Raw genomic sequence first — 23842 nt, 5'->3', positions numbered from 1 at the left:
GGCGGCGGCAAAGGCAATGCGAGGAATGACATCATGGTCGATCTGATCCTGCCGGGGCAGGGGGCCGGGCTGGTCCGGCTGTTGGGGCAACGGCGGGGTCGCGCGACCCGGCTGCGCCTCAGGGGCGGCCGCGACGTGCTGGCCTTCAACTGCGCCTGGGGCATGGACTACGCCGCCGAGTGGGAACACCTGACCCTCAACCTGTCGCCCCGCGTGCCGGCCGCGCCCGTGTCCGCCCTGTCCTCGGCCGAGGTGGTCACGGCCGAGGACCCGGACACGGGGGCTCTTCTGTATCGCGGCCTCAGCCGATGAGGGCCGCGATACCGGTCAGGGTCTCGCGAAGACCGGCCCGACGCTTGGCCGCCTGATCGCTGCCCGAGGGGTCGATCTCGCCCGCCAGCGCCAGCAGGTCACGGGCCAGGGCCGGATCCTTGCCATTGCCCTCGACGAGCGGTTCGGCCCGGTCAAGCGCCGCCGACACCCGTCCGGCCAATCCGGCATCCAGTCCACCGTCGCGGGCGAACTGGTCCAGATAGGCGCGGCCCACGACCGGGTGGGCCGGCCAGGTGACGGGGTACTGCTGCTGCGGGTTCACCGTGCCGCCTTCGTCCGCCATGGCGGCGGCTGCGATCTCGTTCGCCGTCAGGGTCTCGCTGGGCGTCAGGGTAAAGACGTCCAGGCCCCGGCCGATTTCCGAGCCATAGATCCGGCCGTTGTACCAGTAGACCGACCAGTAGCCGCCGGATCCCTGACGCTCGGCGTTCACGGGGCCCCGGTCGAAATAAGCGATCTCAAAGGCCTGCGACGAATCGGTGAAGTCGCTGATCGACAGCCCGCCCTGGTACCAGGCCTGAACGAACAGGTCGCGACCGGGCACCGGGATCAGCGAGCCGTTGTGGGCGACGCAGTTCTCGAGCTCGGTCTGGGCCGCCGGCAGTTTGTAGTAGCCCTGGAACACCAGCTCGCCGTCGACGATGTCATAGATGGCATTGGCGCCCCAGGTCATCGGGTCCTGAACACGGCAGCGCGGACGCCCGCCGCCACCCCATTCGTCGGTGAACAGCACCTTGGTCGCGTCATTGTTGAAGGTCGCCGAGTGCCAGTAGGCAAAGCCCTCATCGACCACGGCGTCGATCCGCTTCGGCGCGCGCGGATCGGAGACATCGAACAGGATGCCGTTACCCGCGCAGGCGCCAGCGGCGATGTTGCGCGTCGGGAAGATGGTGATGTCGTGGCAGTGATCGGTCTGGCGCGTGGTCTGGGTGCCCTGACCATGGTCTCCACCGCGCCACAGGCCGGCAATCTCGCCGGTTTCCTCATCGGCGAAGACGGCGGGGCTGTCGATGATGCGCGACTGCGACGGATCGGCCAGCGGGATCTCGATGACATCGACGCGGAACAGGGCAGTGCCCTCATCGCCCGGCGTGCCGACGACGCAGCCGGCCAGCTCGCGCTCGTCACGGACGCTGGCGGTGCCCGAGTTATAGACGATCAGGCGGCGCTCATCGGCGTCCACGACGGTATGGGTATGCGAGCCGCGGCAGGTCTGGACCTGACCCACCTGAACCGGACGCACGGGATCGGTGATGTCGAAGATGCGCAGGCCGCGGAAGCGATCCGGGCTGGCGCCCGGTCCCACGCCCTCGCGACCGCAGTCGATGCGGCCATTGGTCGATTCAACCGACATCAGCATCAGATTGCCATAGATCGACACGTCGCCTTGGCCGCCGGGGCAGACGATCGAGCTGATCAGCTGCGGCTCGGGTGCGTCGGTCAGGCGATACAGATTGATCCCGTGGTAGTTGCCGACGGCCAGCAGATCGCCCTGGAAGGCCATGTCGGTGTTCGAGAAGCTGAGGAAGGGCGAACGACGACCGGTCTCGTCGCCGACCTGCGGCGGCAGGCCCGCCGGGTTGCTCGGATCGAAGAAGCCGGTGGGCTTGGGCAGGCTGGCGATCAGCTCCATGTTGAGGGCCGCCTGTTCGGCATCGCGGAAGCCGGCCCGCAGATTGGTCCGGGGGTCCGGCGAGGCCGCGCGGATCAGGGCCGTCATCCGGTTGATCTCGGCCTGCTGCTCATTGGTCAGGTCGTTGATGAAGCGGAACAGGATGGGGTCATAGGCCGAGCCCGGGCGCGACAGCAGCGTCGACACCATGGTCAGGGCACCCTCGTGGTGCGGGATCATCAGCTCGAGGAACAGGCGGTCGAATTCGGGCCCGGTGGCGGCGGCCAGGCGCGCCATCTGCTCGGGAGAGGCCATGCCCGGCATGCCGGCGTGGCTGGCGTGCGCAGAATGATCCATGCCTTCGTGCGCAGAATGGTCCATCGCCCCGGTCATCGGGGCCGTCTCGCCGCGTTCGGTCAGCCAGCCGCGCATGAAGTCCATCTCGTCTTCCTGAGAGGCCAGCACGCGGGCCGCCAGATCGCGAATGGCCGGCGTATTGGTCCGCTCAGGGGCCAGCATGGCCATTTCGACCGCCTGGCCATGGTGCAGGATCATGCCCTGCATGAAGGCGACGTCGTCGGCCGAATAGCGGTTGTCGGCGATCCGTGCGGCTTCGCGGCCCTCCAGCGTCCGGCTGGCCTCTCCGGGCGCGCCAGGCTGGATCAGCGGCGCGTCCTGGGCAAAGGCGCTGCTGGCGAACAGGAGGGCGCCCAGGGCCGCAGAGCCCCCGAGCAGCTTGCGGATCGACGGACCGGAATTCTTCAACGATATTACTCCCCAGGACAGTGGTGCCTTATGGCTAGCACGGGCCTTTCCGGGGCCAAAGCCCGGGCGGGGGTGTCGCAAATGAAAAGGGCGCGACCTGCGCCGCGCCCTCTGCAAGAATTAATCGGTGAAAGACGCTGTCGCGCCTGATCAGCCCCGCTTTTCGATCGGAGTGTAGTCGCGGGCGGTGGGGCCCGTGTACAGCTGACGCGGACGACCGATCTTCTGCGACGGATCTTCCATCATCTCCTGCCACTGGGCGATCCAGCCGACCGTACGGGCCAGCGAGAACAGCACGGTGAACATGGTGGTCGGGAAGCCCATGGCCGACAGGGTGATGCCCGAATAGAAGTCGACGTTCGGGAACAGCTTGCGCTCGATGAAGTATTCGTCGTTCAGCGCGACCTTCTCCAGCTCCATGGCCACCTGCAGCAGGGGGTCGTTGGGGTCGCCGACGGCCTTCAGCACCTCATGGGCGCTTTCCTGCATCACCTTGGCGCGCGGATCGTAGTTTTTGTACACGCGGTGGCCGAAGCCCATCAGCTTGTACTTCTTGTCCTTCACGCCCTGGATGAACTCCGGAATCTTGTCCGGAGTGCCGATTTCCTTGAGCATGTTCAGCGCCTCTTCGTTGGCGCCGCCGTGCGACGGTCCCCACAGGCAGGCGATGCCGGCAGCGATACAGGCGAAGGGGTTGGCGCCCGACGAGCCCGCCAGGCGGACGGTCGAGGTCGAGGCGTTCTGCTCGTGGTCGGCATGCAGGATGAAGATACGGTCCATGGCCTTGGCCAGCACCGGATTGACCTCATAGTCCTCGGCCGGAACGGCGAAGCACATCCGCAGGAAGTTCTCGGAATAGCTGAGGTCGTTGCGCGGCGACACGAAGGGCTGACCGACGTGGTACTTGTAGGCCCGGGCCGCGATGGTCGGCATCTTGGCGATGAGGCGGATGGCCGAGATGTTGCGCTGGACCGGGTCATGGATGTCCAGGCTGTCGTGGTAGAAGGCCGACAGGGCCCCGACCGTGCCGACCATGATGGCCATCGGGTGAGCGTCGCGGCGGAAGCCCTCGAAGAAGCGGTCGAACTGCGAGTGCAGCATGGTGTGCATGGTCACGCTGTTCTCGAAGGCCGCATATTGTTCGGCCGTCGGCAGCTCACCGCGCAGCAGCAGATGGCAGACCTCGACGAAGTTCGACTGCGAGGCCAGCTGGTCGATCGGATAGCCGCGGTGTAGCAGCACGCCCTTGTCGCCGTCGATGAAGGTCAGGGCGCTTTCGCAGGAGGCCGTCGAGGTAAAGCCGGGGTCGTAGGTGAAGGCGTCGGTCGCGCCGTACAGCTTGCGGATGTCGATGACGTCCGGACCGGTCGAGCCGGACAGTACCGGCAGGTCTACGCTCTTGTCGCCATAGGTGAGGGTGGCGGTGCCGGTCGGGGAGGTGGTGTTGGTCATCTGCGTCCCTGTGTGCATGCCGACCGGGTGCCCCCGACCGGGGCGAACCGCTTAGGAGCCGCGATCCGCAAATGAGTTATGGCCGTTCACTTAGTATGTTGCAGCGCATCATCCAAGCGACCGAGGGCGTCTTCGCGCGATAAAGAGGCCAGCGTGCTGGCGATATCGGGAGAGGCAGCCCCCCCCGTCAAGGCTGCGCGAAGCGGGGGGCCGATCTTGCCGAAGCCGACACCCTCGCTCTCGGCAAAGGTTTTCAGCGTGGAATCAAGGGCCTCGGCCGTCCAGTCGGTCTGATCGCGCAGCACAGGGATCAGCCGCCCGAGACGTTCGGTCGCTTCCGCCGTCAGTTGTCCGGCAGCCTTGTCCGAGAGCGTGATCGGGCGGCTGACGAGGGCGAATGCCGCCTGCTCCCGCAGTTCGATCAGGGTCGTGGCCCGGTCCTGGATGTGCGGAATGACCCGGGCGAGGGCATCCTTCTCCTCATCAGACTGCGCCACCAGATCGACCAGCCGGGCGACATCCGCCTGCCGGATCCAGTGGGCATTGACGTGCGCCAGCTTGGCAAAGTCCAGCCGGGCCGGGGCCTTGTTGATGCCGGGAAGATCAAACCATTCAATCGCCTGGGCATCGTCGAACAGTTCGTCGTCGCCGTGGGCCCAGCCCAGCCGGGCCAGATAGTTGCGCATGGCCTCGGGCAGGTAGCCCATGTCGGCATATTCGTGCACCGCCTGTGCGCCGTGGCGCTTGGACAGTTTGGCCCCGTCCGGGCCGTGAATCAGCGGGATGTGGGCGAACACCGGGCGGGTCCAGCCCAGGGCGTCATAGATCAGGGCCTGCCGCGCGCCATTGTTCAGATGGTCGTCGCCGCGAATGATGTGGGTGACCCCCATGTCGTGGTCATCGGCCACAACGGCCAGATTATACGTCGGATTTCCGTCTGAGCGCAGCAGCACCAGATCGTCCAGGTCTTCGGCGCGCCAGTTGACCGGGCCCTGAACGGCGTCGTCCAGGGTCACGCGGGTGTCCAGGGGACGCCGGAACCGGACCACATGCGGCTGGGTCAGGTCGCCGTCGGCCGGATCGCGGTCGCGCCAGGGCGAGACAAAGGTGCGCTTTTCGGCCCGCGCCTCATCGCGCAGACGACCGGTCTCTTCGGTAGAGGTCCAGTCGCGATAGGCATGGCCGGTCTCTATCAGGGCATCGACAACCTCGCGGTGGCGGTCGGCGCGCGCGTGCTGGAAGACGGGCGGGGCGTCGGCGGTCAGGCCCAGCCAGTCCAGCCCGTCGAAAATCGCCTTGACGGCGGCCTCGGTCGAGCGCTCGCGGTCGGTGTCCTCGACCCGGATCAGGAACTGCCCACCATGCCGCCGGGCAAAAAGCCAGTTGAAAAGCGCCGTTCTTGCACCCCCAATATGCAGGTATCCCGTGGGAGAGGGAGCAAAGCGCGTGACAACAGGGCCCGCAGGGGCCCGGGGGGTCAATGATGCGGGGGAGTCAGTCACAGGGTGAGGGTCTGGCCACGGTTCAGGAGGAGGCCGCCCTTATAGCCCCTGAAACGCCCATGCCCAGCCTGGCAAAGCGATTTGCCGGGCGGGTGATCGAGGGCGCGCGTATGGCGCTTTGGGCCCAGACGGATCGCTGGCGGCTGTGGGCCCCGGTGGCGTTCGGCGGCGGGTGCGGTCTCTATTTCGTTCTGAAGACCGAGCCGCCGCTGTGGCCGCTGCTGCTGGCGGCGGCGGTCAGCGCGGGGCTGTGGGCCGGGGCGCGGCGACAGGGCTTTGGGCGTACCGTCACCGTGCCGCTGATGCTGCTGACCTGCTTCTGTGCCGGTCTGGCGGTGGCCAAGCTGCGCTCGGACAATGTCGCGGCCCCCATCGCCCCGGTGACCGGCGACCCTGTGGTCGTCGAAGGCTGGGTGCTGGACGTTGACAGCCCCGGGGCCCGGGGCGCCCGCATCATCATGGCGCCCGTCCGGGTGCAGGGGCTGCCCCCGGATCAGACGCCCGTCCGGCTGCGCGTCACCGTTCGCGGCGAGGCCCCCCGGCCGGGTGACGCCGTCAGCGTCTTTGCCATCCTCAACCCGCCGCCGGGGCCGGCCGCGCCCGGCGCCTATGACTTTGGCCGGACGGCATGGTTTCAAAGCATGGGCGGTGTGGGATTCGAGTTGGGCCAGAGCCGCTGGATCGATCTGCCCCCGCCGCCGCGCCAGTTGCGCATCGCCATGGCGGTCAACCAGTTCCGCTTTGGACTGGCCGAGCGGCTGGTCGAACGGCTGGGCCCCCGCGTCGGCGGGGTCGCCGCCGCCATGACCACCGGCCACGAAAGCTGGATCGCGCAGGAGACCTACGACACCATGCGGGACTCAGGCCTGATCCACATCCTGTCGATCTCGGGCCTGCACATGGCCATCGTCGGCGGCTTTATCTTCTTCGCCGTCCGCTTTGGCATCGCGGCGGTGCCCTGGCTGGTGCTGCGCGTTCCGGGCAAGAAGGTGGCGGCCTGGGCCGGTTGGATCGCGGTCGTCGCCTATCTGATCATCTCGGGCGCTCCCCCGCCGGCCGAGCGGGCGGCGATCACGGCTTCGGTTGCCTTCCTGGCCATCATCCTCGACCGGCCCGCCATCAGCATGAATGCGCTGGCCGTGGCCGCCTTTGCCGTCCTGCTGCTGCAGCCCGAGGCCATCGTCACGCCGGGCTTCCAGATGTCGTTTGCGGCGACCGCGGCCCTCGTGGCGCTGGCCGAGTCCTGGCCGCGTCGCCCGCGCGAGATCAAGGTGCCCTTGCCCATCCTGATCGTGCAGAGGGCCGGGACCTGGGTCGGCCTGGCGATCCTGGCCAGCTTCGTCGCCGGCATGGCCACCGGCCCGTTCGCCATGCAGCATTTCAACCGGACGGCGGTCTATGGCCTGCTGGCCAATATGATCAGTTCGCCGATCGCCGACTTCATCATGATGCCGATGCTGGCGCTGGGGGTGGTGCTGCAGCCCCTCGGCCTCGGCGGACCGTTCCTGACGGTCGCGGGATGGGGCATCGAAGCCATCATGGCCGTCGGGGCCTGGATCTCGACCCTGCCGGGGGCGGTGATCCGTACGGCGAGCGCACCGGTCATCGCCCTGCCGGTCGCCTTCATCGGCATTCTGGTGCTGTGCCTGTGGCGGGGACGGCTGCGGTGGCTGGGCCTGCCGCTGGCCTGCGCGGTGCTGGTCTGGCCCCGGCACCCGACGCCGGATCTGTGGATCGCCGATGGCGGGACCAATGCCGCCATCGTCACCCGGAACGAGGCGCTGGTGATCCGCACGGTCGGCGCCTTTTCTCGCGACGTCTGGTCGGGGCGGCGGGGGCTGACGCTTGTCGAGCGCCCGGCGGAGGGCTGGACCTGTGGCCGGGTTCATTGTGCGCCCGAGACACCGGGTCCGCTGGCGCTGTGGTGGGGACGCGCAGCGCCCGATGAGGATCAACTGGCGGCCCTGTGCCAGTCGGCCGAGGTGGTCAGTGTGCGGGTCGAACTGCAGGCCCTGCCAGAGGCCTGCGCCGGGCGTCTGGTGCTGGACGGGCGTGACTATGCCACCGGCGGCAGCGTCGAGCTGTGGCGCACAGAGGGCGGCTGGCGCGCCCTGTGGTCAACGACCGAGCGGGGCGCGCGTCCGTGGAACCGGCTGGGCGACCCGGACTATCAGGAATAGCGGCGGATCAGCCCGACCAGACGGCCCTGCACCTTGACCTGATCCGGGCCGAAGATGCGGGTCTCATAGGCGCGGTTGGCGGGCTCCAGCGCGATGGAGGCGCCGCGCTTGCGCAGACGCTTCAGCGTGGCTTCCTCTTCCTCGACCAGGGCCACGACGATCTCGCCGCTGCTGGCCGTATCGACCTGACGGATGATGGCAAAGTCGCCGTCCAGAATACCTGCCTCGATCATGGAATCGCCCTCGATCTCGAGCAGATAGTGTTCGCCGGCGCCCAGCAGGGCCTCGGGCACCGCCATGCGGTCGCGCTCGTGCTGGATGGCGGAAATGGGCGTCCCCGCCGCGATCTTGCCCAGCAGGGGCAGCTCGCGCGTGCCGGAGCTCTCGTGATTGGCATTGGCCGCAGGACGCCCGCCACCCTCGATGACGTCGGGCACGAAGGGGCCGCGCGTGCGCGCCGGGGTGACCGCCGCCTGATCCGGCAGCTTCAGCACTTCCAGCGCCCGGGCCCGGTGCGCCAGACGGCGGATGAAGCCGCGCTCTTCCAGCGCCGTGATCAGCCGGTGGATGCCCGACTTGGACGCCAGGTCCAGCGCCGCCTTCATCTCATCAAAGGAGGGCGAAACCCCGGTCTCGCGGATACGCTCATGAATGAACATGAGCAGTTCGTGCTGTTTGCGCGTGAGCATGGAGACCTCTGACCCGAATCTGTTCCGCCTGTGGACAATAGCGGAACACACCGCGAACGTCCATGCTGTGTTCGTGAGGTGTTCTGGTTAAGGAGCGGTTAGCGGTGGAGGCTCAGTCCAGGAGGGGGCCCGGGTGGTCCGTTTGCTGAACCGAGGACGGGGAGAGGTATATCGTCTTCACACCGTCTCCCGTCAGGGGCTGGTCGTAGATCGTCACCCCATCGACAATCAGTCTCAGCCTGGCACCGTCCGACACCTGAAGGCGCGCTGTGTAGGACGACCCAGTGCTCCAGTCGGCCGTGGTCAGAACGCCCGCGTAGGCCAACTCCTCGTCGATGTAGAGCTCCGCGCGCTCGCCACGAAAGCCAGTAAAGGCGAAAAAGACCATCCGACATGAGGCGTTTGCCTCGCATTCGACCTCCGCTCGTCCGTCGTCGCGCGGGGGTGTCTGGATAGAGCAGCCGACCGTCGCAACTGCTGTAGCTGCGGCCAAAATCACTGCCTGCCGAACCGTCATTTCATCAACGCCCTCGTCGCCGCCTCCACATCCGCCTGACGCATCAAACTCTCCCCGACCAGCAGGGCGTCGGCACCCGCTTTCACGACGATGGCCACATCCTCCAGCGTGAACAGGCCGCTCTCGGCGACCAGGGTGGCACCCTCGGGAGCCAGCGGGGCGAGGCGGGCGAAGGTGGTGATGTCGACCTCGAAGGTCCGCAGCGACCGGTTGTTCACGCCGATGAAGTCCGCGCCCAGGGCCAAGCCGCGGGCCATCTCGGCTTCGTCATGGGTCTCGACCAGGGCGTCCATGCCGAACCGGCGGGCCTCGGCCAGCAGGTCGGCGGCGAGGGCGTCGTCGACCATGTCCATGATGATCAGGATGCAGTCGGCGCCCAGCGCCCGGCTCTCGGCCACCTGCCAGGGGTCGACGAGGAAATCCTTCCTCAGGCACGGCAGGTGCACGGCATCCCGGGCCGCGACCAGAAAGGCGTCGTCGCCCTGAAAGCTGGGCCCGTCGGTCAACACGGACAGACAGTCGGCCCCGCCGCGTTCATAGGCGCGGGCCAGTTGGGGCGGATCGAAGTCCTCGCGGATCAGCCCCTTGGACGGGCTGGCCTTCTTGATCTCGGCGATCAGGCCGGGGCGGCCGGTGGCCCGGCGGGCCAGCAGGGCGGCCTTGAACCCGCGCGGGGCAGGCGCCTCGGCCGCTCGGCCCTCGACCTCGGCCCGCGACAGGGCGGCCTTTCGCGCGATGACGTCCTCGCGCTTGTAGGCGGCGATCCGGTCCAGCACGTCGCTCATGCTTCCGGCTCCGGCCGGGTGTGACTGATGGCGGACAGGCGGGTCAGGGCGGTACGGGCCGCGCCCTCGTCGATGGCCCGGGCGGACAATGTCACGCCCTCGGCCAGGGTTTCGGCCCGGTCTGCGACCACCAGCGCCGCCGCCGCATTCAGCAGCACGATGTCGCGGTAAGCCCCGGTCGCGCCGTCCAGCAGCTCGGACAAAGCCTTGGCATTGGCCTCGGCATCGCCGCCGACCAGCGCCTCGGGATCGGCGCGCGACAGGCCGGCGTCTTCGGGCGTGACAGTGAACCGGCGGACCTTGCCCTCGTGCCATTCCGCCACCTCGGTCGGACCGGTGGTGGTCAGCTCGTCCAGCCCCTCGCCGTGGACGGTCCAGGCGCGCTCGGCCCCCAGACGCCCCAGCACTTCCGCCAGCGGCTCCAGCAGGGCGGGGTCATAGACGCCCATCACCTGACGCTTCGCGCCTGCCGGATTCGACAGGGGGCCCAACAGGTTGAAGACGGTTCTGAAGCCGATCTCGGCGCGGATCGGGCCCACGTGGCGCATGGCGCCGTGATAGGCGGGCGCGAACAGGAAGCAGATGCCGGCCTGATCCAGCGCGCGCCGCTGAATCTCCGGTGGGGCCATCAGATCGACGCCCAGCGCGGCCAGCACATCCGACGAGCCGGACTTTGAGCTCAGCGCCCGATTGCCGTGCTTGGCGACCTTCAGCCCGGCGCCGGCCAGCACCAGGGCGGCGGCGGTCGAGACATTCCAGGTGTGGCGTCCGTCCCCGCCGGTGCCACAGGTGTCGATCACGGTATAGGGCACGGGGAAGGGCGTGGCCGCCTCGCGCATGGCGGTGGCGAAGGCCGCGATTTCCTCGACCGTCTCGCCGCGCATCCGCAGGGCGGTGACGGCGGCGGCGACCTGGGCGGGGGTCGGCTCACCCCGAAGGCAGGCGGCGAAGAAGGCCTGGGCGTCCGGCCCGGCCAGCGGCCGCCCCTCGATCAGCTGGGCCAGCAGCCCCTTGAACCCGTCGGACATCTCAGGCCGCCTGTTTGCGGCGCACGCCCGCGAGGTCGAGGAAGTTGGCCAGCATGGCGTGGCCGTGCTCGGTGGCGATCGACTCGGGGTGGAACTGCACGCCGTGGATGGGCCGCGACACGTGGCTGAGGCCCATGATCTCGCCGTCCTCGGTCCAGGCCGTAACGGTCAGCACATCGGGCAGGCTCTCGCGGCGCACGGCCAGCGAATGATAGCGCGTCGCCGTGAAGGGCGAGGGCAGGCCGGCGAACAGGGTCTGGCCTTCGTGATGGATGGGCGAGGTCTTGCCATGCATCAGCGCCTTCGCCCGGATGACCTCGCCGCCAAAGATCTGGCCGATAGCCTGATGGCCCAGACAGACGCCGAGGACCGGCAGGGTCGCGGGGGCGCGCTCGATCAGCGACAGACAGATGCCGGCCTCGTTCGGCGAACAGGGGCCGGGCGACAGCAGCACCGCCTCGGCCCCGGCGGACAGGGCCTGATCGACGGTCAGCTCGTCATTGCGGACCACGCGGGTCTCCACGCCCAGCTCGGCCAGATAGTGGACGAGGTTCCAGGTGAAGCTGTCGTAGTTGTCGATGACGAGGATCATGAGCGGCTTCTAGAGCGCCGTTGCGCCTGCGCCAAGCGGCGGAGCGTAAACCGCGCGTTAACCCAATCAGACTGGTCTGGGGCCTGAGAGGGAGGCCCCACCATGGACATTACACCCAAGCTTGCTGAAGCCCGCCGTCTGCTGGATGCGGACGCCCCCAAACCGGCGGCGCGACAGGCGATCGGGGCGCTGGCGGCCATGGGCCTTCTGGCGGCGGCGGCGATGCTGATGGCGGGGGCCGTTGTGCTGGGCCCGGGCGTGCAGTTCGAAGACCCCGCGCCCGCGGCCTCAGTCGTTTCCTGAGACGAAACGCCACGCATCCTCTGCCGCCCGGATCGGAGCCCGCGCCTTGGCGAGGGTCTCGGCATATTCGGCGGCCGCGTCACTGTCGGCGACGACGCCCGCGCCGGCCTGGACATGAATCCGGCCGGGCGTGAAGAGGGCGGTCCTCAGCACGATACAGATGTCCGCCTGACCGTCGCTGGAGATATAGCCGACGCCGCCGCCATAACCGATCCCGCGCTTTTCGGTCTCCAGCTCGTCGATGATCTCCATCGCCCGGACCTTGGGCGCCCCTGACAGGGTGCCGGCGGGCAGGGCAGCCAGCAGGGTGTCGACGGCGTCCAGCTTCGGATCGGCCTTGCCCGTCACGTTCGAGACGATGTGCATGACCTGGCTGTAGCGCTCGACAACGAAGCTTTCGGTCACGGTGACGCTGCCCGGACGGCTGACCCGGCCGACGTCGTTGCGGCCCAGATCCAGCAGCATCAGATGCTCGGCCCGTTCCTTTGGATCGGCCAGCAGCTCGGCCTCAAGGCGCTGGTCCTCGGCTTCGCTCGCGCCGCGGGCCCGGGTGCCCGCCAGCGGCCGGATGGTGACGCCGCCGTCCTTCAGCCGCACCAGAATCTCGGGGCTGGAGCCCGCCATCTGGAAGTCGCCAAAGTTCAGATAGAACAGATAGGGCGAAGGGTTCTGACGCCGCAGCGAGCGGTAGAAGGCGAACGGGTCGCGCGTCCACTCGGCCGACAGCCGGTGGCTGAGCACCACCTGAAAGATGTCGCCCGCCTCGATATAGCGCTTGGCCCGATCGACCATGGCGCCATAGGCCGGGCCGTCGACGCGGGTGTCGAAGACCGGCGTGGGCAGGGGCGCAGCGCGTGGACGCGACAGGCCCTGATCCAGCCGGGCCTCGAAATCGTCCAGCCGGGCAATGGCCTGCGACAGGGCCTGATCCGCCGGGGTCTCGCCATCGGGATAGGCTGCGGCGACCAGCACGATCTCGTGGCTGACCGAGTCGAAGATGGCGACCAGCGAGGGTCGGGCCAGCACGGCATCCGGCAGGTTCAGCGGGTCGGGATTGGCCTCGCCCAGCGGCTCCAGCAGGCGCACCATGTCATAGCCAAACGCCCCGAACAGGCCCGCCGCCATGGGCGGCAGGTCCTCGGGCAGGTCAAAGCGGCTGGCGGCCATCAGACGGCGCAGCGACGTCAGGGCGTCATCCGCTTCATCGACGAACCGGTCGGTCGCGACGTCCGGCCCGCGGGCCAGCGCGGCCTTGCCATCCCGACAGCGCCAGACGACGTCGGGATCCAGCGTCAGGATCGAATAGCGGCCCTTGACCGCCCCGCCCTCGACCGACTCGAGCAGGAAGGCATAGGGCCGACCCTTGCCGACCTTGAGATAGGCCGAGACCGGCGTCTCCAGATCGTCGATCCGGCGACGGACGACGACCTGGGGGGTGCCCGCATTCCAGGCCCGGGCGAAGGCCTCCGGATCGACCGGCGAACGCTCGTCGATCATTGAGCCCCGGCAGCGGCTCCCGCCGGGGCGGCGGGGGCCTCTTCGGGCAGGCCGAGCGCCTGACGGGCGGCACCGACGTCATAGCTGGCCTTGGAGTTCACCTGGGTCCAGCCGATGGCGCTGTCGCCCAGACCCGACACCAGGTCCTGTGTGATCCGCGGACGGATCCGCTCGGCGATCGGCGCAACCGTGGCAGCATCCGAGGCGCGGATGTCATCGACGACGCCCACGGCAAAGGCGGTCTGGCTGGCCGGCTGGACAAAGACCTGCCCCTTGGCCTGACCGAACAGGCCCTGCAGCACACCCCCACCGATGGCTTGCTGGGTTTCCTCATCCTGAAGCGTGTTCTCACGCGTGATCAGGGTGGCCCCGACCGAGCGGGCGACCTCGGCGATGTCTTCCCCGGCCCGGACGCGCGCGGCCAGCTCCTCGGCCTTGGCGCTGAGCAGGCGGTTGTTCTCGCGGGCCGTCCATTCCCGCACCAGAATTTCGCGGACATCGTCCAGCGCGGGCATGGAGGCCGGCCGGATGTCGTCGAGGCGCAGCACGAAATACTGACCCTGACCCGCATCGATGACGTCACTGACGCCCCCTTCGGGCAGACGCCATGCGGTCTCGAAAATCTGGGGCGGGGCGTTGATCTGGCTGCCGTCCGCGCGGAAGCCCTGTTGCGTGAAGGCGGGCAGGGTGATGATCCGGGCGCCGACCTCCTCGACGGCCTGTTCCAGCGACATGCCGCTGTTGCGAGCCGCCTCGTAGCGTTCGACCCGTTCGAACTCCGCGCCCGTGGCAGCCTCGGCCTGAAGCTCCTGAACGATGGCCTCGCGCACGCCTTCCAGAGTCGCGGCCTCGCCGGGTTGAATGGCGGTCACCTGGACGACGGCAAAGCCGACGCGCGTCCGGACCGGATCAGACACACCCGGTCCGGCAAGACCGAACACGGCGGCCCCCACGGCGGGATCGGGCACGGCGCTCTGCGGGGTTTCGGAGTAGGGGGTGGGCTCGACGCCGGGGTTCTCGCCCGCCTTCAGGGCCGTCGAAATCCGCTGGGCGGCCTCGTTGCTCGCGGCCGGATAGACGGCAAAGGTCCGACGTTCGGGAATGGACAGGGAGTCCTTGCGGAACTCGAACCGCTCCACGATGGCCTCTTCGCTGATCTCGGGCGCCTGTCCCGGAGGGTTGTCGAACAGTACGATCGAGGCGACCCGGGTTTCCGGACGACGCAGCTGGGCCTCGTTCTCGGTCATGAAGGCGGTCAGCTGTGCGTCGGTCGGGGCGGGCGCGGTGCCGGCCATCGCCTGGGTGACGGTGAACCAGCGGCCATCGCGGCGCTCCAGCGCGCCGTTGGCGATCACGGCACCATAGATCCGGGGCACCCGGGCGGCCGCATACAGCGACGCGCCGAAGTGGTTCTGGGCATACTGGTCGGTCAGGTCCCGCTCCAGGTCGGCCGGGGTCATGTTTAGGCTCTGCAGGACGGAGCGGTAGGCCTCTTCGTCAAATTGACCGGTGATCTGATTGAAGAAGTTCGGGATCTGGCGAATCTGCTTGAGGACCAGTTCCTTGCCCGGCCGGATTCCCACGCGATGGGCCCAGTTCAGGAATGACAGTTCCTGCGTCTTGCCCTCAAGGTAGCGGATATGGACGTTCTGGCCGACCATGTCCTCGATGGTGACCGAGGCGCCGGTCTGTTCCTGATAGTTGGCCCGCTCCTGTTCGAAATCCGCCAGGAACTCCTGCTGAGTGACGCTGCGGTCGCCGGCCTTGACCACATCGCGCGGCCCCAGCGAGGCGAAGATGTCCGCTTCGTTGCCGACGATCAAAAAGCTGACCGCGATCAGCCCGATAATGGCAATCGCCCAGGGCGACTTGGCGAAGTTGCGGAAGTTGCTGATCATGACAAACCTTGAGCAGTGCGCAGGTGCCCACGCGGGGCTTTATCGGCGTATAGGGGCAGCACCCCCCTTGCGGCAAGACACAGGCTTGGCGCATCCGTGATCTGCTCCTAAACCGTGTCCATGGAAACGCTTGTGAAACTGATTGTCGGCAACTGGAAGATGAATGGCCTGACCCCGGCGCTGGATGAAGCCGGTGCCCTCCGTCAGGCGTTGGAAGCCGATCCCGTCAACGCCCGCGTCGGCCTGTGCCCGCCCGCGACCCTGATCGCGCAGATGGCCTGGAAGCTGGGCGCCGGCCCCGTCGAATTGGGCGGACAGGATTGCCATCCCAAGGATTCCGGGGCCTTCACGGGCTCGATCTCGGCCCCGATGCTGGCGGACGCGGGGGCGCGGCTGGTGATTCTGGGGCATTCCGAACGTCGCGAGGGGTTCGGCGAGACCGACGCCGATGTCGCCGCCAAGGTCGAGGCGGCCCTGAGAGCCGGGCTGGAGCCGATCATCTGCGTCGGCGAGTCGCTGGAGACGCGGGAAGCCGGTCAGGCCGTCGCTTTCGTCACCACCCAGGTGCGGGCCTCGCTGCCTGATGCGCTGAAGGACCGGTCGTTCGCTCTGGCCTATGAGCCTATCTGGGCGATCGGCACCGGCCTGACGCCGACGCTGGACCAGATCGCCGAGGTCCATGCCGCGATCCGCACGGCTCTGGTCGAGCGGTTGGGGCAGGGCGCCCGTCAGGCGCCCATTCTGTACGGCGGGTCGATGAAGCCGGACAACGCCGCCGATATCCTGGCGGTGCCCGAGGTCGGCGGCGGACTCGTGGGCGGGGCCTCGCTGAAGGCCGAGGATTTCATCCGCATCATCCGCGCGGCCTGATCCCGCCCTGCTGGGGTTTGCGCCCCATCGACAACAATGATAGAGCCCGCCGCTTGATCGGCGCAGCCCCGCGCCACACATATAAGCAGCCATGCTCCAGACCGTTCTCCTCGTCGCCATCATCCTCGTCTCGCTCGCCATGACGGCGCTGGTGCTGCTGCAGCGCTCCGAAGGGGGCGCGCTCGGTATGGGCGGCGGTCCGTCGGGCTTCATGACGGCGCGCGGAGCCGGCAATCTGCTGACCAAGTCGACCTGGATTCTGGCGGCCCTGTTCTTCATACTGGCGATCAGCCTGACGGTTGCGGGCAATATCTCTCGCGGATCCAGCTCGGGCATCGATGCCGATGCCGTCGGCGCGCTGGTCCAGCCAACCGCCCCTCCGACTGAAGGTACCGAGCCGGGCGTCGCACCGCCTCCGGTCACCGCGCCTGACGCGGCCCCGGCGGCACCGACTCTGGATGACCTGAATGATCTGGCCGGGTCGGAGCCCGCTCAGTAGGTTTTCGACCCCGCAGCCCATCGGCTCGGCCAACTTTCCTGCGGCTTTCAACAGGCGTTTGGTCCCTTGATGAGGATCGCCCCTGTGCGCGCCGCGAATCGACGCTAAGGTGATCTCCCATGGCCCGTTATGTGTTCATCACTGGCGGCGTGGTTTCCTCATTGGGAAAAGGCCTCGCCTCCGCCGCCCTTGGTGCGCTGTTGCAGGCGCGTGGCTACAGCGTGCGCCTGCGCAAGCTGGACCCCTATCTGAACGTCGATCCGGGCACGATGAGCCCCTATCAGCACGGCGAGGTCTTCGTCACCGATGACGGTGCCGAAACCGACCTCGACCTCGGCCACTATGAGCGGTTTACCGGGGTGTCGGCGGCGAAGTCCGACAACATCACTACCGGCCGCATCTATTCGACCATCCTCGAGAAGGAACGCCGCGGCGACTATCTGGGCGCGACGGTGCAGGTCATTCCGCACGTCACCGACCAGATCAAGCAGTTCTGCCTGACCCCGGCCCTGACCGATGACGGCAAGGAGGTCGACTTCGTCCTGGTCGAGATCGGCGGCACGGTCGGCGATATCGAGGGCCTGCCGTTCTTCGAGGCCATCCGCCAGCTGGGTCAGGACCTGCCGCGCGGACAGTCGTGCTTCGTGCATCTGACGCTGCTGCCGTTCATCAAGACCGCCGGTGAGATGAAGACCAAGCCGACCCAGCACTCGGTCAAGGAGTTGCGCTCGATCGGCATCCAGCCCGACATCCTGCTGTGCCGCAGCGAATATCCGATCCCGGCCGACGAGAAGCGCAAGATCGGCCAGTTCTGCAATGTCCGCCCGTCGGGCGTCATCCAGGCAATGGACTCCGCCGACATATATGCGGTGCCGCTGGATTATCACCACGAGGGACTGGACGCCGAGGTGCTGGCCCACTTCGGACTGGACGATGCCCCGGCCCCCGATCTGTCGGGCTGGCAGGAGATCGTCCGCCGCCGCCTGCACCCCGACGGCGAGGTCACCGTGGCCATCGTCGGCAAGTACACGGTGCTCAAGGACGCCTACAAGTCGCTGATCGAGGCCCTGCACCACGGCGGGGTGGCCAACAACGTCAAGGTCAACATCGACTGGGTCGAGTCCCAGACCTTCGAGGGCGACCGCGAGGCCTGCGATGCGCGACTGCAGGGGGCGCATGCCATCCTGGTCCCCGGCGGCTTCGGCGCACGCGGCGCCGAGGGCAAGATCCAGGCGGCGCGCTTCGCCCGCGAGCGCAACATCCCCTATTTCGGCATCTGTTTCGGCATGCAGATGGCGGTGATCGAGGCGGCCCGGCATCTGGCCGGATATCCCGAGGCCTCGTCGACCGAGTTCGGGCCCGCAGAGGAACCGGTCGTCGGCCTGATGACCGAATGGACCGTGGGCAACCAGCGGGTGCTGCGGCAGGCCGACGGCGACCTTGGCGGCACCATGCGGCTGGGCGCCTATGACTCGACCCTGAACGCCGGCTCCCGCATCGCGGAGATCTATGGCACGACCGACATCAGCGAGCGGCACCGCCACCGCTATGAGGTCAACATCAACTACCGCGAGGCCATCGAGGAGAAGGCCGGGCTGATCTTCTCGGGCCTGTCGCCGGACGGTGTCCTGCCCGAGACGGTCGAGCGCACGGACCACCCATGGTTCATCGGCGTCCAGTACCATCCGGAGCTGAAAAGTCGGCCGTTCGCGCCGCATCCCCTGTTTGCCAGCTTCATCGAGGCGGCCGTGGTGCAAAGCCGGCTGGTCTAGGGCCACCCGGTGGGGTGGTGCGGATGAGAGGACTCGAACCTCCACGCCTCGCGGCGCTGGAACCTAAATCCAGTGCGTCTACCAGTTCCGCCACATCCGCCAGGTTCTGGGCGAGGCCTTAGACCATTTCGGGCCGGGCGGGGAAGGGCTCTCCGTTCTCAGCGCAGGTCGGTCTGTCGCTGCAGGCCGTACAGGGCCTCGTCCATGTCCTCGGCCTTGGCCGCGATCACGGCGCGGGCGTCGGTGATGGCGCGATTGTAGAGGATGGGACCGAGGTCGAGGATGACCCGATCGAGGATCAGATCGGCCTGCAGGGCGCCGACCTCGACGTCCAGTTCGTCTGCCAGAACCTGACGCAGGCCGGTCGAGGCGGCCTGTCGGGCCTCGCGCGAGAGTTCGATGGGTCGGGTCATGCCACCTCCGCCAGGGCTTCCTCGGCCGCCACCCATGCGGCTTCTGCGGCGTCGAGGTCGGACTGGGTCTTCGCCCGGGCGCGGGTCAGGCCTTCCAGCGCCTTGGGGTTGTTGACCGAGGCATTGGCCATGTCATCGTCGATGCGGGCGATCTCCGCCGTCAGCTGAGCCATCCGCTCCTCGGCCTTCTTCACGGCATGACGCAAGGTCGAGGGGGAAGGGCCTGATTTCTTTTCGTTCTTCTTGCCCTTGTTGTTCGAAGCAGGCGCGGCGACGGCCGCGGCCTCGTCCTTGATCTGACTGGGCTTGACCGCAGCGGCCCTGGCCCGGTCGAGGACGAATTTGGCGTAGTGGTCCATGTCGCCATCCCAGGGCTTCACCGTGCCGTCGGCGGCCAGCCACAGGCGGTCGGCGACCATCTCCATCAGCGAGCGGTCGTGGGTGATCAGGATGACGGCACCGTTGTACTCGTTGAGGGCATCCAGCAGGGCGCGGCGGCTGTCGATGTCGAGGTGGTTGGTCGGTTCGTCGAGGATCAGGACGTGGGGGGCGTCCATCGCCACCTGATTGAGCAGCAGGCGGGCGCGCTCGCCGCCTGACAGGCTGGCGACGGTGGTTTCCTGCTTCTCATAGCCGAGACCCCACTGGGCCAGCTTCGACCGGCGGCTGCTCTCTGAGGCGTCCGGCATGGCGCGGCGGACGATCTCCAGCGGGGTGTCGGTCGGGTCCATGGCCTCGATCTGGTGCTGGTGGAACCAGCCGACGCGCATCTTCTTGTCGCGGTGCAGTTCGCCCTCGAAGATGTCGAGCGCCCCGGCGATCATCTTGGCAAAGGTCGACTTGCCGGCGCCGTTGACGCCCAGCAGGCCGATGCGGTCGTCGAGGTCCATGCGCAGGTTGAGATTGCGCAGGATCGGCTTGCCCGGCTCATAGCCCACGTTGGCGCGCTCCAGCCGGATCAGCGGCGGGGCCAGCGGGCGGGGCGGCGAGGGCAGGATAAAGGGGGCGACCCGTTCCTCGATGGTGGTGGCCACGGGCTGCATCTTGGCCAGACGCTTCATGCGCGACTGGGCCTGGGCGGCCTTGGAGGCCTTGGCCTTGAAGCGATCGACGAAGGCCTGCAGGTGGGCGCGCTCGGCGTCCTGCTTGGCCTTGGCCGACAGCTGCAGCCGGGCCTTTTCGGCGCGGGCCTGTTCGAACTGGTCGTAGTTGCCGGTGTAGAGCGTCAGGGTGTGGTTCGCGAGGTGCAGGATGTGGGTGCAGACCTCGTTCAGCATCTCGCGGTCGTGGGAGATGATCAGGGCCGTCGCCGGGTATTTCTTGAGCCGGGCCTCCAGCCACAGGGCGCCTTCCAGGTCGAGGTAGTTGGTCGGCTCGTCCAGCAGCAGCATGTCGGGCTCGGCGAACAGGGCCGCAGCCAGGGCCACGCGCATCCGCCAGCCGCCCGAGAAATGCGACATCGGCCGTTGCTGGTCTTCCTGGTCGAAGCCGAGGCCGACGAGGATTTCGGCCGCCCGGGCCGGTGCGGCGTCGGCGTCGATCTCGATCAGCCGGGTCCAGATCTCGCCCATCTCCTCGGGCTCGGCGGTTTCCAGCCGGGTCAGCAGGTCGTGGCGCTCCTCGTCAGCCTCAAGAATCGTCTCAAGTACGCTGACGGGGGTGGCGGGGTGTTCCTGGTCGACCGAGCCGATGCGCGCGGTCTTGGGCAGGCTGATCTCGTCACCGCCGGCGGCCAGTTCGCCGAGGATCAGCTTGAACAGGGTCGATTTGCCGATGCCGTTGCGGCCGACCAGCCCGACCTTGGAGCCGGGCGGCAGGGAGACAGAGGCATCGTCCAGGAACCGGCGGCCCCAGGCGTTGAAGGTCAGATTGGTGATTTGAAGCATGGGGAGGAGGAATATCGCATGTGACAGGGCGACACCGGAAACACGGGGGCGTGTCCGGTATCACGGAGAAGGTTGGAAAGGCGCGGGCGCACCGCTATAAGCCCGCGACCCGAAACCCCCAAACGAAGACTGACCCCAATGACCGAACGTACCTTCTCGATCATCAAGCCCGACGCGACGCGCCGCAACCTGACCGGTGCGATCAACGCCGTGATCGAGGGCGCTGGCCTGCGCATCGTGGCCCAGCGCCGCGTCAAGCTGACCGAAGCGCAAGCGAAGAAATTCTACGAAGTCCACGCCGAGCGCCCCTTCTATGGCGAGCTGGTCGGCCAGATGACCGCCGAGCCCGTCGTCGTCCAGGTGTTGGAGGGCGAGGACGCGGTGGCCCGCTATCGCGAAGTCATGGGCGCCACCAACCCGGAACAGGCCGCCGAAGGCACGATCCGCAAACAGTTCGCCCTGTCGATCGGTGAAAACTCGGTCCACGGCTCGGACTCGATCGAGAACGCCGGCATCGAAATCGCCCAGTTCTTCACCGACGACCAGATCGTCGGCTAAGGCTGAGTGACGTGATGAACGAGGCCCCGGTGGAAACGCCGGGGCCTTTTTCGTGGGCGAAACACCGTCTGAACCGTCTGAATGGTCTGGACTGCATCTCAGGTCTCCTCCCTGTTGCGAAGCAATGGGGAGGTGGCGCGGCGCGCTTGCGCCGTGACGGAGGGGTTCTGGATCCCTGGCAGGAGATATCGCCTGGCCTGAAGAACCCCTCCACCACTTCGTGGTCCCCCTCCCCACCGCTGCGCGGCAGGGAGGAGACAAAACACCGTCTGAACCGTCTGAACCGTCTGAATGGTCTGAATCCCTCCTGCGCACCGCTCCGGCGAACCGGGCAGTATAGGCGCTCCCTGAGGCAGGGCGGGCTGAAAGGTGTCAGGCGCGCGGAGGGCGTTGAACCAGCGAGGGATTCAGCAGAAAGATGTGCGATGCAGGCTACCGGCCGCTTGAGTCCCAAATGTGCGGATAGAGATAATAGCTGAGCACGGCGGTGCAGACACCGAGGCCAATGGCCCAAGCCAAGGGTTGGTCGCCCCACAAATACGAACTGAGGGCCGAACCTGATCCCAGGGAAATCGCAAAGGTGGGGGTGTTTATTGGTAGTTTGGATTTTGACATGGGGGCCTTGCCCGATCGGGCTGTCATGAATTCAGATATCCGCGTTGGAGCGATCTCAGTCTCTGCTCCAAGCGTGACCTCGATGTTAACCCTTCAGATCTCCCCGCAGTACGCCGCCAGCGCCTGCGGATACAGCCTGTGCTCGGCCTCCAGCACGCGGGCGGCCAGGGTTTCCGGGGTGTCACCCTCCAGAACCGGCACGCTGGCCTGGTCGAGGATCGGGCCTTCGTCCACGCCTTCGCTGACGAGGTGGACGGTGCAGCCAGCCTCGGTGTCGCCGGCCTCGAGGGCGCGGTGGTGGGTGTCGAGGCCTGGGTATTTCGGCAGCAGACTGGGGTGGATGTTCAGCATCCGGCCGGACCAGCGCCCGACCAGCCAGGGGGTCAGGACGCGCATATAGCCGGCGAGGGCGACGACCTGGATGTCGTGTGCGTGCAGGGCCTCATCGAGGGCGGCCTCATGGGCCTGTCGATCCTTGCCGAACGGGGCGTGGGGCAGGGCGACCGTGGCGATGCCGCGCTCCGTGGCCCAGGCCAGACCGGCGGCCTCGGCCCGGTTCGACAGAACCAGGGCGACTTCATAGGTTGTATCAGCAGCGTCGACCAAGGCTCGCAAATTGCTGCCCGTTCCCGAGATCAGGACAGCGACACGGACAGGCGGACAGGACACGCGCGTCGGTTACTGTGCAGGCGCGACGCGATAGTCGCCGGCCGGGCCGGGGAAGGTCACCGGGCTCTCGAAGCCATCCTCCGAAACCGCCGAAACGCCGAAGAACCAGTCGTCGATGACCACGCCTTCCAGCACGGCCTCGGTGGCGTCGCCGCCCGCGATCCAGCGGCTGTGGGTCCATTGCGGGGCCGTGGTCGAGCGCCACCAGACGCGGTAGCCCGCCGCCCCGGGCACAGCCTGCCAGCGCAGGGTGGTGTCGGGCTGGACGGCGCCCTCGACGACCACGCCGGTCGGCGGGGCCGGAGCCCAGGCCATCGCCGCCATGGTGATGACGTTCAGGCGGGTCGCCTGGGCCAGATAGTCGAAATTGACGCCATCGATGGTGTCGCCATAGCGGACGCCGTCCTCGACCCGCAGGTCCTGATGCTGGCGGTCATAGTTCTCGGAGCCCTCGGTGATGCGCACGGCCGGGAAGCCGACGCGAAGCATGGCGACCTGGTCGCCGCCGCGTCCGTAGCGATCGGTGCGATAGACCATCTCGACATCGAAACTGGTCAGATAGCGATCGGCGATGCTGTCGATATAGCGGGCCAGATTGCGCGAGGCGGAGTCGACCTCACCCCCATTGTAGCGGCGCGTCGCGGCCTGGGACTCGGTTTCGACCGTCTTGGTGCCTTCGGAGAAGACGCGGATGCGGGTGTTGTCGATGACGCCGCTCTGGCCCTCGATATTGCCGACCATGTCGTTGTTCAGATTGGCCTGGACGAACCAGCCCTGTTCGACGGCGTAGTCCGCAACGATGCCCGCGCCGACCAGGCCCTGCTCTTCGCCGGTCAGGGCGGCATAGACCAGGGTGGCCTCGAACTCATAGGCCGACAGGATGCGCGCGGTCTCGATCAGGGCCGCCACGCCCGAGGCGTCGTCATTGGCGCCGGGGGCGTCGGAGGTGAAGTCCATCACATCGGTGACGCGCGAATCCAGATGGCCGGAGATGATGATGACGCGGTTGGGGTCACCGGTGCCGCGCTGGATGGCGACGACGCTGACCACTTCGGTCGGGTTGGGGATGCGGCGTCCGGTGACGACCTCGGACGGAGTGACGACCTCGATACAGCCGCCGCAGGTCCGGCTGATGCTCTCGAACTCGCGGGCGACCCAGCGACGGGCGGCGCCGACGCCGCGCGTCTCGGACTCGGTGTCTGACAGGGTGTGGCGGGTGCCGAAGCCGACCATGGTCTCGATATCGGCGCGCATCCGTTCGGGCTGAACCAGCAGGCCGAGCGCCCGGAGTTGCGGCTGGTCGACGGCGGCCGAGGTCTGGGCGGCGGCCGGGGCAGCCAGGGCCACGGTCAGGGCGGCGCCGGCGACGAGGCAGAGGGACGCGATCAGACGCATGGCAGTCTCCTG

General features: G+C 67.6%; 21 protein-coding genes and 1 tRNA gene. 7 read left to right on the top strand and 15 right to left on the bottom strand.

The features are described 5' to 3' along the window. Nucleotides 1–33 precede the first annotated feature (33 nt). The gene (locus V7672_RS05935; RefSeq protein ID WP_335623671.1) at nt 34–312 is read left to right on the top strand and encodes a hypothetical protein; all 279 of its coding nucleotides are present in this window, start codon (nt 34–36) and stop codon (nt 310–312) included. Here the strand turns inward: V7672_RS05935 and V7672_RS05930 are convergent. The 3 genes from V7672_RS05930 to gltX all read right to left on the bottom strand — a co-directional run bounded on the left by V7672_RS05930 (nt 302) and on the right by gltX (nt 5643). Further along, the gene (locus tag V7672_RS05930; RefSeq protein ID WP_335623670.1) at nt 302–2710 is read right to left on the bottom strand and encodes a DUF305 domain-containing protein; all 2409 of its coding nucleotides are present in this window, start codon (nt 2708–2710) and stop codon (nt 302–304) included. The genes V7672_RS05935 and V7672_RS05930 overlap by 11 nt on opposite strands. 150 nt (nt 2711–2860) lie before the next feature. Next, nucleotides 2861–4162 carry a citrate synthase gene (gltA, locus tag V7672_RS05925; protein WP_335623669.1) on the bottom strand — a complete coding sequence of 434 codons (1302 nt, stop codon included), beginning with the start codon at nt 4160–4162 and terminating at the stop codon, nt 2861–2863. A gap of 86 nt (nt 4163–4248) precedes the next feature. Further along, on the bottom strand, nt 4249–5643 hold the full coding sequence (gene gltX, locus V7672_RS05920; RefSeq protein ID WP_442888996.1) for a glutamate--tRNA ligase: 1395 nt from the start codon (nt 5641–5643) through the stop codon (nt 4249–4251). Between the two features lie 80 nt (nt 5644–5723). Here gltX and V7672_RS05915 point away from each other — a divergent pair, with 80 nt between their 5' ends. Then, on the top strand, nt 5724–7844 hold the full coding sequence (locus V7672_RS05915) for a ComEC/Rec2 family competence protein (protein WP_335623667.1): 2121 nt from the start codon (nt 5724–5726) through the stop codon (nt 7842–7844). On the opposite strand, the gene lexA is transcribed toward V7672_RS05915, so the two are convergent. The 5 genes from lexA to V7672_RS05890 all read right to left on the bottom strand — a co-directional run bounded on the left by lexA (nt 7835) and on the right by V7672_RS05890 (nt 11455). Next, complete coding sequence (lexA, locus tag V7672_RS05910; protein ID WP_335623666.1) at nt 7835–8533, bottom strand: transcriptional repressor LexA; 699 nt, start codon at nt 8531–8533, stop codon at nt 7835–7837. The genes V7672_RS05915 and lexA overlap by 10 nt on opposite strands. Before the next feature lie 112 nt (nt 8534–8645). Next, the gene (locus V7672_RS05905) at nt 8646–9050 is read right to left on the bottom strand and encodes a hypothetical protein (RefSeq protein WP_335623665.1); all 405 of its coding nucleotides are present in this window, start codon (nt 9048–9050) and stop codon (nt 8646–8648) included. Next, nucleotides 9047–9835, bottom strand: coding sequence for an indole-3-glycerol phosphate synthase TrpC (gene trpC, locus V7672_RS05900; RefSeq protein WP_335623664.1), 789 nt, complete (start codon nt 9833–9835; stop codon nt 9047–9049). Before trpC ends, V7672_RS05905 begins: the two co-directional genes overlap by 4 nt. Further along, nucleotides 9832–10863, bottom strand: a complete 1032-nt coding sequence (trpD, locus tag V7672_RS05895) for an anthranilate phosphoribosyltransferase (RefSeq protein ID WP_335623663.1) — start codon at nt 10861–10863, stop codon at nt 9832–9834. The genes trpC and trpD overlap by 4 nt, the downstream gene beginning before the upstream one ends. 1 nt (nt 10864) lies before the next feature. Beyond that, a complete protein-coding gene (locus V7672_RS05890; RefSeq protein WP_335623662.1) occupies nt 10865–11455 on the bottom strand; it encodes an anthranilate synthase component II in 591 nt (196 codons plus the stop codon). A 102-nt stretch (nt 11456–11557) separates the two neighbouring features. Between V7672_RS05890 and V7672_RS05885 the strand changes: the two genes are divergently transcribed. Next, entirely contained in the window at nt 11558–11758 is a 201-nt protein-coding gene (locus V7672_RS05885; protein WP_322258002.1) for a hypothetical protein, read from the top strand. Here the strand turns inward: V7672_RS05885 and trpE are convergent. Both trpE and V7672_RS05875 read right to left on the bottom strand, forming a co-directional pair. Next, on the bottom strand, nt 11744–13255 hold the full coding sequence (trpE, locus tag V7672_RS05880) for an anthranilate synthase component I (RefSeq protein ID WP_335623661.1): 1512 nt from the start codon (nt 13253–13255) through the stop codon (nt 11744–11746). The genes V7672_RS05885 and trpE overlap by 15 nt on opposite strands. Next, entirely contained in the window at nt 13252–15153 is a 1902-nt protein-coding gene (locus V7672_RS05875) for a peptidylprolyl isomerase (protein WP_335623660.1), read from the bottom strand. Before V7672_RS05875 ends, trpE begins: the two co-directional genes overlap by 4 nt. 120 nt (nt 15154–15273) lie before the next feature. Between V7672_RS05875 and tpiA the strand changes: the two genes are divergently transcribed. From tpiA to V7672_RS05860, 3 genes are all read left to right on the top strand, one after another. Continuing rightward, nucleotides 15274–16023 (top strand): triose-phosphate isomerase, encoded by a 750-nt coding sequence (gene tpiA, locus V7672_RS05870; RefSeq protein ID WP_335623659.1) that lies wholly within the window; start codon nt 15274–15276, stop codon nt 16021–16023. Between the two features lie 91 nt (nt 16024–16114). Continuing rightward, nucleotides 16115–16522 (top strand): preprotein translocase subunit SecG, encoded by a 408-nt coding sequence (secG, locus tag V7672_RS05865; protein WP_335623658.1) that lies wholly within the window; start codon nt 16115–16117, stop codon nt 16520–16522. Nucleotides 16523–16641: 119 nt separating this feature from the next. Beyond that, a complete protein-coding gene (locus V7672_RS05860; protein WP_335623657.1) occupies nt 16642–18294 on the top strand; it encodes a CTP synthase in 1653 nt (550 codons plus the stop codon). Between the two features lie 15 nt (nt 18295–18309). Here V7672_RS05860 and V7672_RS05855 read toward each other — a convergent pair. From V7672_RS05855 to V7672_RS05845, 3 genes are all read right to left on the bottom strand, one after another. Further along, nucleotides 18310–18394 (bottom strand) — tRNA-Leu (locus V7672_RS05855). A gap of 58 nt (nt 18395–18452) precedes the next feature. Then, entirely contained in the window at nt 18453–18707 is a 255-nt protein-coding gene (locus V7672_RS05850) for a DUF2164 domain-containing protein (RefSeq protein ID WP_335623656.1), read from the bottom strand. Next, nucleotides 18704–20593 (bottom strand): ABC-F family ATP-binding cassette domain-containing protein, encoded by a 1890-nt coding sequence (locus V7672_RS05845; RefSeq protein WP_335623655.1) that lies wholly within the window; start codon nt 20591–20593, stop codon nt 18704–18706. Before V7672_RS05845 ends, V7672_RS05850 begins: the two co-directional genes overlap by 4 nt. A 138-nt stretch (nt 20594–20731) precedes the next feature. On the opposite strand from V7672_RS05845, the gene ndk reads away from it, so the two are divergent. Continuing rightward, entirely contained in the window at nt 20732–21151 is a 420-nt protein-coding gene (ndk, locus tag V7672_RS05840) for a nucleoside-diphosphate kinase (RefSeq protein WP_335623654.1), read from the top strand. Between the two features lie 708 nt (nt 21152–21859). Here ndk and purN read toward each other — a convergent pair. Beyond that, nucleotides 21860–22435, bottom strand: a complete 576-nt coding sequence (purN, locus tag V7672_RS05835) for a phosphoribosylglycinamide formyltransferase (RefSeq protein WP_335623653.1) — start codon at nt 22433–22435, stop codon at nt 21860–21862. A 9-nt stretch (nt 22436–22444) separates the two neighbouring features. Beyond that, nucleotides 22445–23830 (bottom strand): M28 family peptidase, encoded by a 1386-nt coding sequence (locus V7672_RS05830; protein ID WP_335623652.1) that lies wholly within the window; start codon nt 23828–23830, stop codon nt 22445–22447. Nucleotides 23831–23842 lie beyond the last annotated feature (12 nt).

It is taken from the genome of Brevundimonas sp., from assembly GCF_036963785.1.
In the GTDB taxonomy this organism is placed as follows: domain Bacteria; phylum Pseudomonadota; class Alphaproteobacteria; order Caulobacterales; family Caulobacteraceae; genus Brevundimonas.
The sequence above is the reverse complement of the archived record's forward strand: the minus strand, read 5'-3'. Positions and strand labels throughout refer to the sequence as shown.

Coding starts and splice junctions, on each gene's coding strand:
- V7672_RS05935 (WP_335623671.1), top strand. CDS start 34: ATGGTCGATCTGATCCTGCCGGGGCAGGGGGCCGGGCTGGTCCGGCTG.
- gltA (WP_335623669.1), bottom strand. CDS start 4,162: ATGACCAACACCACCTCCCCGACCGGCACCGCCACCCTCACCTATGGC.
- V7672_RS05915 (WP_335623667.1), top strand. CDS start 5,724: ATGCCCAGCCTGGCAAAGCGATTTGCCGGGCGGGTGATCGAGGGCGCG.
- lexA (WP_335623666.1), bottom strand. CDS start 8,533: ATGCTCACGCGCAAACAGCACGAACTGCTCATGTTCATTCATGAGCGT.
- V7672_RS05905 (WP_335623665.1), bottom strand. CDS start 9,050: ATGACGGTTCGGCAGGCAGTGATTTTGGCCGCAGCTACAGCAGTTGCG.
- trpC (WP_335623664.1), bottom strand. CDS start 9,835: ATGAGCGACGTGCTGGACCGGATCGCCGCCTACAAGCGCGAGGACGTC.
- trpD (WP_335623663.1), bottom strand. CDS start 10,863: ATGTCCGACGGGTTCAAGGGGCTGCTGGCCCAGCTGATCGAGGGGCGG.
- V7672_RS05890 (WP_335623662.1), bottom strand. CDS start 11,455: ATGATCCTCGTCATCGACAACTACGACAGCTTCACCTGGAACCTCGTC.
- V7672_RS05885 (WP_322258002.1), top strand. CDS start 11,558: ATGGACATTACACCCAAGCTTGCTGAAGCCCGCCGTCTGCTGGATGCG.
- trpE (WP_335623661.1), bottom strand. CDS start 13,255: ATGATCGACGAGCGTTCGCCGGTCGATCCGGAGGCCTTCGCCCGGGCC.
- V7672_RS05875 (WP_335623660.1), bottom strand. CDS start 15,153: ATGATCAGCAACTTCCGCAACTTCGCCAAGTCGCCCTGGGCGATTGCC.
- tpiA (WP_335623659.1), top strand. CDS start 15,274: ATGGAAACGCTTGTGAAACTGATTGTCGGCAACTGGAAGATGAATGGC.
- secG (WP_335623658.1), top strand. CDS start 16,115: ATGCTCCAGACCGTTCTCCTCGTCGCCATCATCCTCGTCTCGCTCGCC.
- V7672_RS05860 (WP_335623657.1), top strand. CDS start 16,642: ATGGCCCGTTATGTGTTCATCACTGGCGGCGTGGTTTCCTCATTGGGA.
- V7672_RS05850 (WP_335623656.1), bottom strand. CDS start 18,707: ATGACCCGACCCATCGAACTCTCGCGCGAGGCCCGACAGGCCGCCTCG.
- V7672_RS05845 (WP_335623655.1), bottom strand. CDS start 20,593: ATGCTTCAAATCACCAATCTGACCTTCAACGCCTGGGGCCGCCGGTTC.
- ndk (WP_335623654.1), top strand. CDS start 20,732: ATGACCGAACGTACCTTCTCGATCATCAAGCCCGACGCGACGCGCCGC.
- V7672_RS05830 (WP_335623652.1), bottom strand. CDS start 23,830: ATGCGTCTGATCGCGTCCCTCTGCCTCGTCGCCGGCGCCGCCCTGACC.